At 69.6% G+C, this 13,517-nt stretch carries 11 protein-coding genes; 6 read left to right on the top strand and 5 right to left on the bottom strand.

The window, feature by feature from the left end; genetic code table 11:
• Positions 1–18 precede the first annotated feature (18 nt).
• Positions 19–813: a TatD family hydrolase gene (locus tag JMV16_RS00975; protein WP_201492797.1), complete on the top strand. Its 795-nt coding sequence runs from the start codon at positions 19–21 to the stop codon at positions 811–813.
• Between the two features lie 143 nt (positions 814–956).
• Entirely contained in the window at positions 957–1,157 is a 201-nt protein-coding gene (locus tag JMV16_RS00970) for a hypothetical protein (protein ID WP_201492840.1), read from the top strand.
• Positions 1,158–2,159: 1,002 nt separating this feature from the next.
• On the opposite strand, the gene JMV16_RS00965 is transcribed toward JMV16_RS00970, so the two are convergent.
• Together JMV16_RS00965 and JMV16_RS00960 are read right to left on the bottom strand one after the other, a co-directional pair.
• Positions 2,160–2,435 carry a TfoX/Sxy family protein gene (locus JMV16_RS00965; RefSeq protein ID WP_201492284.1) on the bottom strand — a complete coding sequence of 92 codons (276 nt, stop codon included), beginning with the start codon at positions 2,433–2,435 and terminating at the stop codon, positions 2,160–2,162.
• Positions 2,432–2,719, bottom strand: coding sequence for a DUF2277 domain-containing protein (locus tag JMV16_RS00960; protein ID WP_201492283.1), 288 nt, complete (start codon positions 2,717–2,719; stop codon positions 2,432–2,434). Before JMV16_RS00960 ends, JMV16_RS00965 begins: the two co-directional genes overlap by 4 nt.
• A gap of 193 nt (positions 2,720–2,912) precedes the next feature.
• Here JMV16_RS00960 and nadC point away from each other — a divergent pair, with 193 nt between their 5' ends.
• From nadC to JMV16_RS00940, 4 genes are all read left to right on the top strand, one after another.
• Entirely contained in the window at positions 2,913–3,773 is an 861-nt protein-coding gene (nadC, locus tag JMV16_RS00955) for a carboxylating nicotinate-nucleotide diphosphorylase (RefSeq protein ID WP_236580294.1), read from the top strand.
• A 26-nt stretch (positions 3,774–3,799) separates the two neighbouring features.
• Positions 3,800–5,173, top strand: coding sequence for an MmgE/PrpD family protein (locus tag JMV16_RS00950; RefSeq protein ID WP_201492281.1), 1,374 nt, complete (start codon positions 3,800–3,802; stop codon positions 5,171–5,173).
• An 83-nt stretch (positions 5,174–5,256) separates the two neighbouring features.
• Positions 5,257–6,552 carry an efflux RND transporter periplasmic adaptor subunit gene (locus JMV16_RS00945; RefSeq protein ID WP_201492280.1) on the top strand — a complete coding sequence of 432 codons (1,296 nt, stop codon included), beginning with the start codon at positions 5,257–5,259 and terminating at the stop codon, positions 6,550–6,552.
• Positions 6,549–9,632: an efflux RND transporter permease subunit gene (locus JMV16_RS00940; RefSeq protein ID WP_201492279.1), complete on the top strand. Its 3,084-nt coding sequence runs from the start codon at positions 6,549–6,551 to the stop codon at positions 9,630–9,632. The genes JMV16_RS00945 and JMV16_RS00940 overlap by 4 nt, the downstream gene beginning before the upstream one ends.
• Positions 9,633–9,642: 10 nt before the next feature.
• Here JMV16_RS00940 and JMV16_RS00935 read toward each other — a convergent pair whose 3' ends face one another.
• The 3 genes from JMV16_RS00935 to JMV16_RS00925 all read right to left on the bottom strand — a co-directional run bounded on the left by JMV16_RS00935 (position 9,643) and on the right by JMV16_RS00925 (position 13,382).
• Entirely contained in the window at positions 9,643–11,319 is a 1,677-nt protein-coding gene (locus tag JMV16_RS00935) for a formate--tetrahydrofolate ligase (protein WP_201492278.1), read from the bottom strand.
• Between the two features lie 111 nt (positions 11,320–11,430).
• On the bottom strand, positions 11,431–11,733 hold the full coding sequence (locus tag JMV16_RS00930) for a flagellar basal body protein (protein ID WP_201492277.1): 303 nt from the start codon (positions 11,731–11,733) through the stop codon (positions 11,431–11,433).
• Between the two features lie 59 nt (positions 11,734–11,792).
• Positions 11,793–13,382: a B12-binding domain-containing radical SAM protein gene (locus JMV16_RS00925; RefSeq protein WP_201492276.1), complete on the bottom strand. Its 1,590-nt coding sequence runs from the start codon at positions 13,380–13,382 to the stop codon at positions 11,793–11,795.
• Between the last annotated feature and the right edge of the window lie 135 nt (positions 13,383–13,517).

Below are 13,517 nucleotides of genomic sequence, written 5' to 3'. Positions count from 1 at the left end.
GCCAGGCCCGCCTTGCGCATGTTCGTCGATTCGCACTGCCACCTGAACTTTCCCGGCCTGCGCGAGCGGCTGCCCGAGATCCGTGCCGAGATGGCCGCCGCAAGGGTTGATCGCGCGCTGTGCATCTGCACCACGCTGGAAGAGTTCGACGAGGTCCACGGCATCGCGCTCGCCCACACCAACTTCTGGGCCACCGTGGGCGTCCACCCCGACAACGAGGGCGTGCTGGAACCGTCGCTGGACGATCTTCTCGGGCGCGCCGCCCTGCCGCGCGTCGTGGCCATCGGTGAAACCGGGCTGGACTACTACCGCCTCAACGGCCGCAGCCTGGCCGACATGGCCTGGCAACGCGAGCGCTTCCGCGTCCACATCCGCGCCGCCCGCCATGCGGCCCTGCCCTTGGTGGTACACACCCGCGCCGCCGGTGCCGACACGGTGACGATGCTGGCCGACGAAGGGGCGACCTCGGGTGTCTTCCACTGTTTCACAGAGACCCCGGCCATCGCTGCCGCCGCACTGGACCTGGGCTTCTACATCTCCTTCTCAGGCATTCTGACCTTCCGCAACGCGGTCGAGATCCAGGAAGTCGCGGCCATGGTGCCGCTGGAGCGTTGCCTGATCGAGACCGACAGCCCCTATCTGGCTCCGGTGCCGCACCGAGGCCGCAGCAACCAGCCTGCCTGGGTGGCGCACGTCGCAGCCAAGCTGGCGCAGATCAAGGGCCTGTCGGTCGAGGACGTGGCCCGTGTCACGAGCGCGAATTTCGAAAGGCTTTTCGACCGCGCGGCCCCATCGGGCGCTGCGCCGGCCTAGAAATCGCGCAGCGAGCCCCGGCCGCTCGGGACGCTTCGTGTCAGAAGTCATCCGACAAGCCGTTTGGCGCTGCGGTGACAATGAAAATCCGCGCTCGCGGCGTAGAGTGAACCCAGGCCGGTACTGGCCTGAGGAGCGTCGAAATGGCCCATCCCATCGCGGAGCGCAACCCCTTCATGCTCATGCTGCACCCGGAGGTGATCATTGCCGCCGTGGAAAAGTCCGAGCGGCTCGGGCAGCTGAACCGGCATCTCTGCCGTCCGCTCGACAGGCCCGCGCCGGGCGGCAATCAGGCGACGTCCAGCCTCGAACGCGACGACGAGGACGACGTACCCCGCGAATGAGCCGGATGGCGGCTGCCGTGGCGCCGCCGGCGTGAGCCGCGGGAGCGGGAGGCCAGCTCCGCAGGCCGCGGCGTTGCCAATCGGCGCCGCTCCGCACGCCGGGCCCAGGCCCAGACCAGGGCAAGCACGCCCGCAGATAACGCCATCACCAGTTCGCGATGCGTGCGGGTCCAGAGGCCAACCGATTGGATGACGGGCATGGCCTCGCCCAATTGAAGCTCGAAGGCCGGTTCTTGCGTGGCGCGCCAACGCGGCGCGGGGTCACGCGCGGGCGGGCGGGCTTCGATGCCATCGCTGTCTGACTCGGATCGTCGCCTTGGCATTTCCCTCGCGCTTGCCAGAGGAATGGCCCCGAGGCCGAAGAGCGCGAACTTCTGCTCCGGCTGCTTGCTCTCACCGCCTGAACTCCGTCTGCTGCCCATTGCCGGATCGGCGCCAGCCTGGCCTTCGGTGGCACGTCGTCGGGCGTCCATGCCCGCCAACGCGGCATGGCGCTTCAAGCCTGGATCAGGGCTGGAAGCGGCAGTTTGAGGCGGCTCTTGCAGCCCGGCGAGTTCAGGCCGTTGCGGTACCAGGGGGAAGGCTTCGGCTGCGCGTCGGGGCTGGGCCGGCAAGAACTCATCCACCCGGCGCTCGGGGCTGGCGGTCGCGCCAGCACCCAACATCGCCGCGCAAGCGATGGCAAGGCTGATCAGCGGGCGTGGGTGGCGAGGACTGTTCACGTTCAAATCGGGAGCTCGACCGCGCGAGGCCGCGGGCTGTTGGGCGCAGGCACAAGCAAATGTTGATCCGGCTCAAAAATCCGTCGCCTTGGCAGCGACTTGCGGCACATGGGGGGACGACAGGCCTGGCGGCTGTCAAGCGCATCGACAGTTGGAATGATAGCCACGCTCTATTTAATTTCGCACAATGTATATTATGTAAACTACAAAAAAGCAATGATGCCTGAATCAGTGACTCGGCAGAGGCATGCCAAGGAGTGGCCTGTGTCGTACTGCCAAGTCAATCGCGGCCACCACGCTCGAACTCATCCAGCGCCAGGATCAAGCTGGTTCTGTGCTCGCGTGCAACCTCCTGCCAGGAGATGCCGGTCAACGCCCCCTCCATGGCCCAGAGCAGATTCAGGCTGGTGCTCGCGCCGCAGCGCTTGACCCGGACATAGGCCGCGACCGAGCCCAGGCGCCGCAGTTCTTCCAGCGTTTTGATGCCGGCCCGCTCCAGCATCTGCTGCGACTTGGGGCCGAAATTTGGCAATTCGGCTATCGGCTTACCCTTCACGTCGAGCGCGTGGTCGAGTCGCCGAAGCGCTGCGCCGACCGTGCCCTGGCCTTGGCGGCCTCGACCTCGCGCTGCCGAGGTTCGGCGCTGGTGACCAGCGCCTGCATCAAGCGCCTCGCCGTTGCGGCGACTTCGTCGACGGCGGCTTCGAAGGCGGCCTCGTTGGCCTTGGACGGCACGCTGAATCCGCTGAGCTTGCGTACGAACTGCAGCGCGGCATCGCGGATCTCGAGTTCGGAAGCCGGGGGCTCGAAATTGAAGAGCGTCTTGATGTTGCGGCACATGGCGGCCCAATGCCCTCTCAAAGCCAGAGCCAGATGCGCCTGAGCCAGGCCGGGACGCGGCTGTGCTTGGGTTGGTAGTGCTGTCTGAACGAGTGCTTCATGCTGACCTCCACGCAATTGACTGTACATACATACAGCCTCAAGGGCAAGCATGCCGATGTCCACCATGAACAGCCGGCACAATCGCCAGCCCATGCACGAACACAACGAAACCCTGAGCGAGGCGCGCGCACGCAATGTGCGAGATGCGCTGCTGGAAGACATAGGCCGCTGCGACTGGACCGCGCTGCTGGTGCCCATGGATCGACAGGCGCTGGCGCGCGTGGTGGCCAAGGAGACCGCGGTCGTCTGCGGCCAGCCCTGGTTCGAGGCCTGCGTCGCCGCGCTCGATGCCGAGGCGCGCGTGGCCTGGGCGGTGCGCGAGGGCGAGGCCGTGGCCGCCGGCACCGAACTGTGCCGCATCGAAGGCCGTGCGCGCGCCCTGCTCAGCGCCGAACGACCGGCCCTCAACTTCCTGCAAATGCTGTCAGCGGTGGCGACACTGACGCGCCAGTACGTCGACGCCATCGCCGGGCTCTCGCCCAATCCGCGCGGCTGCGCCGTGCTGGACACGCGCAAGACCCTGCCCGGCCTGCGCCAGGCGCAGAAGTACGCGGTGCGCGTCGGCGGCGGCCAGAACCAGCGCCTGGCGCTGTGGGATGGCATCCTGATCAAGGAAAACCACATCGCGGCCGCCGGCGGCATCGCACCGGCGCTGCAGGCGGCCTTCGCGCTCGATGCCGGCGTCTCGGTGCAGATCGAGGTCGAGAGCCTGTCTGAAATGGAACAGGCCCTGGCCGCCGGCGCCAAGAACATCCTGATCGACGATTTTTCGCTCGCCGACATGCGCCAGGCCTGCGTGATCAACGCAGGCCGCGCCGTGCTCGAGGTCTCGGGCGGCGTCGATCTCGACAGCATCCGTACCATTGCCGCCACGGGCGTTGATCGCATCTCGATCGGCAAGCTGACCAAGGATGTGCGCGCCGTCGATCTGTCGATGCGCATCGCTGCCTGAGCAACCCCACAGGACAGGAGCAGCACATGGTCCGCAACCAGGTCGTCCAGGCCGACACCCAGGCCCCGCCCGTCACCGCGGCGCTGGCGCGCTTCGTCGCCCAGCATGCTTCGCGCGGCTGGAGCGATGCGGTCGAGGCCGAGGCCCATCGCACCTTTGCCAACTGGATGGGCTGCGCCATCGGTCCCAGTGGCCACGAGACCGTCAAGGCGGCGCTGGCCGCAGTGCAGGAACTGGCGCCAGCGCCTCAGGCCGCGGTGCTGGGGCGGCGCGAGCGCGTCGACATCGCCAGTGCCGCCCTGGTCAACGGCATTGCCTCTCACACCTGGGACTTCGACGACACCCATCTGCGCACCATCATCCACCCCGCCGGGCCGGTGGCACCGGCAGCGCTGGCGCTGGCCGAGCATCTGGGGCGCAGCGGGCGCGAGCTGATCGACGCGCTGGTGCTGGGCATCGAGGTCTCGTGCCGCGTCGGCAATGCCATCTACCCCGACCACTACGACCGTGGCTGGCACATCACCGGCTCCACCGGCATGCTGGGCAGCGCCGCCGCCTGCGCGCGCCTGCTGCGCCTGGACGCCCGCGCCACCCAGATGGCTCTGGGCATTGCAGCCTCGCAACCCATCGGCGTGCGCGAGCAGTTCGGCAGCATGACCAAGCCCTTCCACCCGGGCGGTGCGGCGCGTGCCGGCCTGATGTCGGCGCTGATGGCGCGCCACGGCTATACCGCGTCGCCCCGTGCGCTGGAAGCGCCGCGCGGCCTGCTGCAGGTGTTCTCGGACAAGACCGACTGGTCGGCCATCGTCGACGGGCTGGGCGAAACCTGGGAGGTGTCGCTCAACACCTACAAGCCCTTCGCCTGCGGCATCGTGATCCACCCCAGCATCGATGGCTGCGTGCAGCTGCGCGAGGCCCACGGCCTGCGTGCGGAAGACATTGCCAAGGTGAGGTTGCGCGTGCATTCGCTGGTGCTCGAGCTCACCGGCAAGAAGACGCCCACCGATGGCCTGCTGGCCAAGTTCAGCGTCTACCACTCCTGCGCCGTGGGCCTGATCTACGGCCGTGCCGGCGAGCACGAGTACAGCGACGAGGTGGTGCGGCGGCCCGAGGTCATTGCGCTGCGCGACCGCGTCGAGGCCATCGTCGACGAGGCCATCGACGAGGCCGCGGCCGACATCACGGTGAAGCTGCGCGACGGCCGCGAGCTGCACTGCTTCGTCGAGCACGCGGTGGGCAGCCAGCAGCGGCCCCTGAGCCAGGCCCAGCTGCGCGCCAAGTTCGTCGACCAGGCCGCGCCGGTGCTGGGCGACGACAAGGCGGCGCGCGCCTGGACCGCAGCGCTGACGGTCGGCGAAGCCGACGGAGTGGCCCCGCTCATCGCGCTGGCGACCTTGTGAGCTGCGGCCGTGGCCACCCTGGGCCCGTGTTGCACTTCGCAAAGTTGCGTGCCGAAGACGGCGCTTCGCGCATGATGGGCGCGATGACTGCCCCGTTTGCCCTTCCCTTCCCCCCGCCCCGCCCCCTGACCCACCGCCTGACCTGTGCCCTGCTGTTGGCGCTGCTGTGCAGCGCCTGCAGTCCGCGAGATGCCGCTGCGCCGGTGTCGTCGGCGGCCAGCGCCGCATCGAGCCCGGCGTCAGGCACGGGCGCGGCGGCCTCGGCTCCGCCGGTGTCGGTCACCACCGTGCGCGCGCAGCTCAAGGACGTGCCGGTGCAACTCACCGCCACCGGCACTGTGGCGCCGCTGTCCAGCGTCGAGGTCAAGCCCCAGGTCAGCAGCGTGGTGACCCAGGTTCACATCCGCGAAGGCCAGTTCGTGCGCGCGGGCGAGCCGCTGTTCACCCTCGACGCCCGTGCCGACGAGGCCAATGTCGCCCGCGCCCGCGCCCAGCTGGCGCGCGACGAGGCCGGCCTGGCCGACGCGCGGCGCCAGCTCGCGCGCAGCCGTGAGCTGCTGGCTCAGAACTTCGTTTCGCAGGGCGCGCTCGACGCCAACCAGGCCGCGGTCGATGCCCAGGCCGCACTGGTGGCGGCCGACCGCGCCGCCGTCGACGCCGCCCTGGTGCCGCTGTCCTATGCCCGCGTGCGCGCGCCCGGCGCCGGGCGCGTGGGCGCGATCAATGTCTATGTCGGCAGCTCGGTGCAGGCCAACCAGACGACGCTGGTCACCATCACCCAGCTCGACCCCATCGCCATCGCCTTCAACCTGCCGCAACGCCATCTGGCCGATGCGCTGGTGGCGCTGCAGGGCGGCGGCGCCGCGGTCAGCGCCACCCTGCCTGAGGGTGGCACGCCGCTTTCCGGGCGGTTGCGCTTCGTCGACAACGCGGTTGATGCCACCTCGGGCACGGTCAAGGTCAAGGCCCAATTCGATAACCGCGGCGGCAAGCTGTGGCCGGGTGCCTTCGTCAACGTGGCGCTCACCGTGCGTTCGCTGGCTGGCGCCGTGGTGGTTCCGCAGGCGGCCATCGTGCAGAGTGCGCGCGGCCCCCTGGTCTACGTGGTGCAAGAAGGCCGCGCCGCGGCGCGGCCGGTGCAGTTGCTCTTTGCCCAGGGCGAGGATGCGGCGGTGAGCGGCCTGCGCGCCGGCGAGCGCGTGGTGCTCGACGGGCGCCAGAACCTGCGCCCGGGCGCCGCCGTGGTGGAACGCAATCGCGAGGGTGGCGAAAAAGGCGCTGGTGGCGGCGGTAGCGGTGCCCGCGGTGGCACCAGCGCCGCGTCGGGCGCCTCAGCGCCGCGCCGCACCGCGCCGGCCGGCCAGGACGCCGCGCCGTGAACCTGTCCGAGCTCTTCATCCGCCGCCCGGTCACGACGGTGCTGCTCAACGCCGCCATCGTGCTGGCCGGCGTCATCGGCTACCGCAGCATTCCGGTGGCGGCCCTGCCCAGCTACGACACGCCGGTCATCAATGTCTCGGCCGCGCTGCCCGGTGCCAACCCGGAAACCATGGCCAGTTCGGTGGCGCTGCCGCTCGAGAAGCAGTTCCAGACCATCCCCGGCCTCAAGACGCTGAGCTCGTCCAGCACCCTGGGCAGCACTTCGCTGACGCTGGAGTTCGAGGAAGGCCGCTCGGTCGATGCGGCGGCGGTGGACGTGCAGGCGGCGCTGCTGCGTGCGCAGCGCGCCTTGCCGCAGGACATGACCTCGCCGCCTTCCTACCGCAAGGTGAACCCGGCCGATGCACCGGTGCTGCTGATCGCCCTCACCTCGCCCGCGCTGGCGCCGAGCGAGCTGCAGGACTATGCCGAGCACCTGATCACGCCGACGCTGTCGACGCTGGACGGCGTGGCCCAGGTCAACATCTTCGGGCCCAAGCGCTACGCGGTGCGCGTGCGCGTGCTGCCCGAGGCGCTGGCGGCGCGCAACATCGGCCTCGATGAGCTGAGCGCGGCGCTGCGCGCGGCCAATGTCAACACGCCGGTGGGCACGCTCGATGGCCCGCGCCAGACACTCACGCTGCAGGCCAACCGGCAGCTGGCCAATGCGGCCGAGTTTGCCGAGCTCATCGTCGCCAACCGCAACGGCGCCTCGGTGCGGCTCAAGGACGTGGCCACGGTGCTGGACAGCGTCGAGCAACTCAAGAGCTGGGCCACGCTCAACGGCGAGAACTCCATCACCCTGGCCGTGCTGCGCCAGCCCGGCGCCAACACCGTGCGCGTGGTCGACGCCGTGCGCGCCGCGCTGCCGGCGCTCAAGGCCCAGATGCCGCAGTCGGTGGCGCTGACGCCGGTGAACGACCGCTCGGTTTCGGTGCGCGACGCGCTGCACGACGTGAGCCTCACGCTGGCCGGCACCATCGCGCTGGTGGTGCTGGTGATCTTTCTCTTCCTGCGCCGCTTCGTCGCCACCGTGATTCCGGCCCTGAGCCTGCCGGTCTCGCTGGTGGGCGCGGTGGCCCTGCTCTGGGGGCTGAACTACAGCCTGGACAACATCTCGCTGCTGGGCCTGACCCTGGCCGTGGGCCTGGTGGTCGACGACGCCATCGTGATGCTCGAGAACATCATCCGCCACGTCGAGGACGGCGTGCCGCCCTTCCAGGCGGCGCTGCGTGGCTCGCGCGAGGTCGGCTTCACCATCATCAGCATTTCCACCTCGCTGGTGGCGGTGTTCATTCCCATCTTCTTCATGCCGGGCGTGATAGGCCTGCTGTTCCACGAGTTCGCAGTGGTGGTGGGCCTGGCCATCCTGGTCTCGGCCTTTGTGTCGCTGACCCTGGTGCCCATGCTGGCCAGCCGCTTCCTGGGGGACGAGGCGCACAAGAAGCCGCCTGGCGCCCTGGTGCGCGGCTTCGAGCGCGGTTTCCTGGCCCTGCTGGCCGCCTACACGCGCACGCTGGACGCCGCGCTGCGCCACCGCAAGACGGTGCTGCTGGTGGCCCTGGCCACCTTTGCCGCCACCGCGGTGCTCTTCGTGCTCATCCCCAAGGGCTTCTTCCCGGAAGAGGACATCGGCCAGATCCAGGTCAGCACCGAGGCCGCCGAGGACACGTCCTTCCCCGAGATGGTGCGCCTGCAGGAGCGCGCCGCGGCCATCTTCCGCGCCGACCCGAATGTCTTTGCCGTCAGCTCCTTCAACGGCGGCAGCGGCTCGCAGAACACCGGCCGCATGTTCGTGAGCCTCAAGCCGCGCGCCGAGCGGGCGGCCATGAAGCAGGTGGTCGAAGGCCTGCGGCGCAAGCTGCGCGAGGTGGCCGGCATCAATGTCTTCATGCGCCCGGTGCAGAACCTGCAGCTGGGCGGCCGCCAGAGCCGGGCGCAGTACCAGTACATCCTGCAGAGCGTGCAGTCCGAAGGTCTCAATGACTGGGCCAACAAGCTGCAGGACCGCCTGCGCGCCGACCCGCTGTTCCGCGACGTCACCAGCGATGCCCAGCTGCGCGCCTTGCAGGCGCGGCTGAAGATAGACCGCGACCGCGCCAACACCCTGGGCGTCTCCATCGAATCGGTGCGCTCGGCGCTGTTCAGCGCCTTCGGCGAGCGCCAGGTGTCGACGATCTACGGCGCCGCCGACAGCTACCAGGTCATCATGGAAGTGGCGCCCGAGGCCAGGCAGGATGAGAGCGCACTCGCCGGCATCTACGTGCGCGCCAGCGGCGGCGCCCTGGTGCCGCTGTCGAGCTTTGCCACGGTGGAGCGCGGCGTCGGCCCCACGGCCATCAACCACGTCGGCCAGCTGCAGGCGGTGACGGTGTCGTTCAACCTGGCCCCCGGCACCGCCCTGGGCGACGCCACGGCGCGCATCGACCGCGTGCGCGAGGCCATCGCCATGCCGGCCTCGGTGATCACCAGCTATGGCGGCGATGCGGCCGTGTTCAAGAGCTCGCAGGGCAGCCAGGCCATCCTCATCGTGGCCGCGCTGCTGGTCATCTACGTGCTGCTGGGCGTGCTCTACGAGAGCTACATCCACCCGCTCACCATCCTGGCCGGCCTGCCCTCGGCCGCGGTAGGCGCGCTGGCCACGCTGATGCTCTTCGGCCAGGATCTGACGCTGATCGCCACCATCGGCATCCTGCTGCTGATCGGCATCGTCAAGAAGAACGCGATCATGATGATCGACTTCGCGCTCGATGCCCAGCGCCACCGCGGCATGGCGCCGGCAGATGCCATCCGCGAGGCCTGCATCCTGCGCTTCCGCCCCATCATGATGACCACGCTGGCGGCGCTGATGGGCGCCCTGCCCATCGCGCTGGGCATTGGCGCCGGCGCCGAACTGCGCCAGCCGCTGGGCCTGGCCGTGGTGGGCGGCCTGGTCTTCAGCCAGGCCATCACGCTCTACATCACGCCGGTGATCTACCTCGCGCTCGACCGCTGGAGCGGCCGCGGGCCGGTGCTGACGCCCGAGGCCGAATCGGCATGAAGCGCGCCGCCTAGGACAGGCCGACGATCTCGCCCGCCTCGTCCAGATCGATGCGCTCGGCCGCGGGCGAGCGCGGCAGTCCGGGCATGGTCATGATCTCGCCGCAGATCATCACCACGAAGCCGGCACCGGCCGCCAGCCTCACCTCGCGCACGTCCAGCAGATGGCCGCTGGGCGCGCCGCGCAGCTTGGCGTCGGTGGAAAAGCTGTACTGGGTCTTGGCCACGCAGACCGGCAGATGGCCATGGCCGGCGGCCTGCAGCGCCTCGATGCGGGCGCGCACCGCGGGCGCGGCGCGCACGCCGGCGGCGCCATAGATGCGCGTGGCGAGCAGGTTGATCTTGTCCCACAGGGTCTCCCCGTCGGCATAGGCCAGGCGCGGCTCGGCCACCTGCTCGCACAGGCGCACCACTTCCTGCGCCAGTGCGGTGGCGCCGCGCCCGCCCTCGGTGTAATGGCGCGCCGTGTGTACCGCCACGCCAAGGCCGCCGATGTGCTGGCGCAGCAGCGCGTGCTCGGCCTCGGTGTCGCCGGCGAAATGGTTGATGGCCACCACGCAGGGCAGGCCGAAGACCTCGCGCAGGTTGTGCAGATGGCGCTCGAGATTGGCCATGCCGCGCTGCAGCGCCGGCAGGTCTTCGCGGCCAAGGTCGGCGAGTTCGACGCCGCCGTGGAACTTGAGCGCGCGCACCGTCGCCACCAGCACCGCCGCCGCCGGGCGCAGGCCGCTGGCGCGGCACTTGATGTCGATGAACTTCTCGGCCCCCAGGTCGGCACCGAAACCGGCTTCGGTAACCACATAGTCGGCCAGGTGCAGCGCAGCGCGCGTGGCGAGCACGCTGTTACAGCCGTGGGCGATGTTGGCGAAGGGCCCGCCATGTACCAGGGCCGGGTTGTTCTCGAGCGTCTGCACGAGGTTGGGCGCCAGCGCGTCCTTCAGCAGCACCGCCATCGCGCCGTGTACGCCCAGTTCAGCCGCAAGCACAGGCCGGCGCGAGCGTGTCTCGGCCACCACGATGCGCGCCAGGCGCTGCTTCAGGTCGGCCAGCGATTCCGACAGGCAGAGGATGGCCATCACCTCGGAGGCCGCGACGATGTCGAAGCCGTCCTGGCGCGGAAACCCCGCGCCCGGGCCACCGAGGGCGATGGTGGTCTGGCGCAGAGCGCGGTCGTTCATGTCCATCACGCGGCGCCAGCTGATGCGGCGCAGGTCAAGGTCGAGCGCGTTGCCGTGGTGGATGTGATTGTCGATGGCCGCGGCCAGCAGGTTGTGGGCCGAGGCGATGGCGTGGAAATCGCCGTTGAAGTGGAGGTTGATGTCCTCCATCGGCGCCACCTGGGCGCGGCCACCGCCGGTGGCGCCGCCCTTGAGGCCGAACACCGGGCCCAGCGAGGGCTCGCGCAGCGCGATCAGCGTCTTCTTGCCGATCTGCGCCATCGCATCACCCAGACCGATGGTGGTGGTGGTCTTGCCTTCGCCGGCCGGCGTCGGGCTGATCGCCGTCACCAGAACCAGGCGGCCCCGTGGCCGCGCCGCCAACGAGGCGATGAAAGGCAGTGCCAGCTTGGCCTTGTGGTGGCCGTAGGGGACGAGGTGTTCGTCGTCTATGCCCAGGCGCTGGCGGGCAATGTCGGTGATGCGGTGCAAGTGCGCGGCGCGCGCAATATCGATGTCGTTGTCGGGCAAGACAGCTCCTGGCAGCGGCGGGTGGCGGAGGTGATGGCTGGCGATTGTGCGGGCTGCGCCGACCCTGTCGCCCCCGGGATTGCCGCGATGCGCGGCGCCCAGGCTCAGGGCTCAGGCGCGCTCGTCGAGCAGCGTTCCCAGCATGCGGTCGCCGGCGCGGAAGACCGCCAGGTTGGCCAGGAAGCTGTGCTTGGCGACGATCTGGTCGACCATGTCGGATTCCAGCGAACCGTTGTCGACCTCGCGCTGCGACACCGCGGTCGACACGCCGCCGCCCTGGGGCTGGCTGGCCGACACCACCTGCAGGCGACGCAGCGCCGGCGTCTGGGCATTGGCGATGTTGTGCGCCGCCGCGTCCAGCCGCGCTTGCGCGGCATTCATGCCGGACACGGCGATGGAGGAGAAACTACCCATGGGCCGAGCTTAGGCCAGGGGCGGCCGGCGGGGGCGCCAGGATGTCACGCCAGCGTCGTTCACGCGGCGGCGGTGCTGGCCCCGCGCGGGTCGGGCTCCAATGGAGCGGCGGGCTCGCCTTGCTCCAGCGCGATGCAGCGTTGCAATTCCTCGATCAGGCCATCTCCCGCGGCGCCCAGTTCATCGGCCACCGCCAGCAGGTAGCGGCGGTCGATGGCGTCGAGGTAGAGCCGCAGCATGGGGTTGGAGCGGAATTCGCTCCAGTCGGCCTGCTCAAAGACCACGCGCGTCTCGGCATCGGCCTTGAGCACGCGCGCCACGCCGGCATAGACCTGCGACAGCTCGATGCCGGCCAGGTGCAGCAGTGCGCCGGTGACGCGGTTCATGCTGCGCGGGAAGGTGGCACGCAGGCAGAGGTAGCCGTAGAAGATCTCGTAGAAGCGCTCGGTGTCGCGCAGCGCGAGCGTGGCCGTCGTCAGCGGGCGGCCGCCGCGGGCTGCGTCCAGCAGCATGGTCTGGCCCTTGCGGCGAAACAGCCGCGTCGCCGGGTGGACATGGGTGGCAAAGAGGATGGGCGTGGGGCGGCGGCCGTTGCTGCCTTCCAGGTGCCCTATCCAGTCCAGCGTGGCCGTGAAGTCGTCCAGCGTCTCGTCGTCCAGGCCGTACATGGCGTCGATGCACAAATCGGTGTCGGTGCGCTCCAGCACGGCGCGGGCGCGCTCGGCGAAGCGGTCCAGGTCGGTCTTGCGGCCACTGCGCCGCAGCGTGCGCAGATTGCTGCTCTGCAGGCCCACTTCCATCAGTGCGAAGCGGGCCTGGCCCAGCAGCGCGATCTCCTCGTCGTCCAGCCATTCGAGCATGAACTCGCCGATGAAACGCACGCCGCGAGCGTTGTGCTCGATCAGGTGGCGCAGCAGCCAGCGCGTGCGCGCCGCCTCGACATTGAAGATGGTGTCGTAAAACTCGATCAGCCTGACCTCGGGCCGCGCCAGCAGCAGGTTGAGCTCGGCGCGAATGCGAGCCTCGGAATAGCTGGCGATGCCGCTGCGGCCACGGCCCTCGTGGCAGAAATTGCAGTTCCAGACGCAGCCGCGGTAGGTCTCGACATAGGCCGTGGGGTGGCGGTCCCAGGCGTCGAAGGCGCCGTTCAGGTAGGGCGACGGGAAGTCGTCGAGATGGGTCTGTTGCAGCAGCTTGGCACCCACGGCCGCGGTGGCCTGGCCCGGCCGCACGAGGCCCGGCCGCGGCGCCGGCTCTTCGCCGCGCTGCAGCGCCTGCAACAGATGCACCAGGGCCCATTCGCCCTCGCCGACCACGCACCAGTCGACGCAGCCACCCAGGCTGGCGCCGTCCAGCGTCGCGACATCGACGCCGCCGATCACGACCACCGCCCCAGGCTGCAGGCGCCGGATGTCGCGCGCCAGCGCCACCACCCTGTCGCCATGGCCGTGGTGTACCGACAAGCCGTAGACGTCGGCGGGCTCGGCCATCACATCGAACAGCAACTGGCGCGGCGTCGTGCGCACCGAATGGTTGTGGACGCGCACGCCCACCTCCGGCAGGTGCTGGCGCACCATGGCCGCCAGCACGTAGACGCCAAGCGAATAGTGCCGGTGGTTGCAGTTGATCGACAGCAGGCAGAGCTTCACGGGCGGCGCCGTCCGGGATGGGAGTGGCGCAGCATAGTCGCCCGCGGCCCGCGGGGATCTCCGGCGGCGCGGGGATGGACAGGGCGCGCGGCGCCGCTCCATACTTTGTCTTTCACCCGGACCCAGCGTCCGTCA

Origin of the sequence: Rubrivivax sp. A210, from assembly GCF_904426505.1 — a bacterium.
Taxonomy (GTDB): Bacteria; Pseudomonadota; Gammaproteobacteria; order Burkholderiales; family Burkholderiaceae_C; genus Rubrivivax.
This window is presented reverse-complemented; position numbering and strand designations above follow the sequence as displayed.

What these genes read in the sequence shown, in the direction of transcription:
- JMV16_RS00975 (WP_201492797.1), top strand. Translation starts at nt 19, where the DNA reads ATGTTCGTCGATTCGCACTGCCACCTGAACTTTCCCGGCCTGCGCGAG.
- JMV16_RS00970 (WP_201492840.1), top strand. Translation starts at nt 957, where the DNA reads ATGGCCCATCCCATCGCGGAGCGCAACCCCTTCATGCTCATGCTGCAC.
- JMV16_RS00960 (WP_201492283.1), bottom strand. Translation starts at nt 2,719, where the DNA reads ATGTGCCGCAACATCAAGACGCTCTTCAATTTCGAGCCCCCGGCTTCC.
- nadC (WP_236580294.1), top strand. Translation starts at nt 2,913, where the DNA reads ATGCACGAACACAACGAAACCCTGAGCGAGGCGCGCGCACGCAATGTG.
- JMV16_RS00950 (WP_201492281.1), top strand. Translation starts at nt 3,800, where the DNA reads ATGGTCCGCAACCAGGTCGTCCAGGCCGACACCCAGGCCCCGCCCGTC.
- JMV16_RS00945 (WP_201492280.1), top strand. Translation starts at nt 5,257, where the DNA reads ATGACTGCCCCGTTTGCCCTTCCCTTCCCCCCGCCCCGCCCCCTGACC.
- JMV16_RS00930 (WP_201492277.1), bottom strand. Translation starts at nt 11,733, where the DNA reads ATGGGTAGTTTCTCCTCCATCGCCGTGTCCGGCATGAATGCCGCGCAA.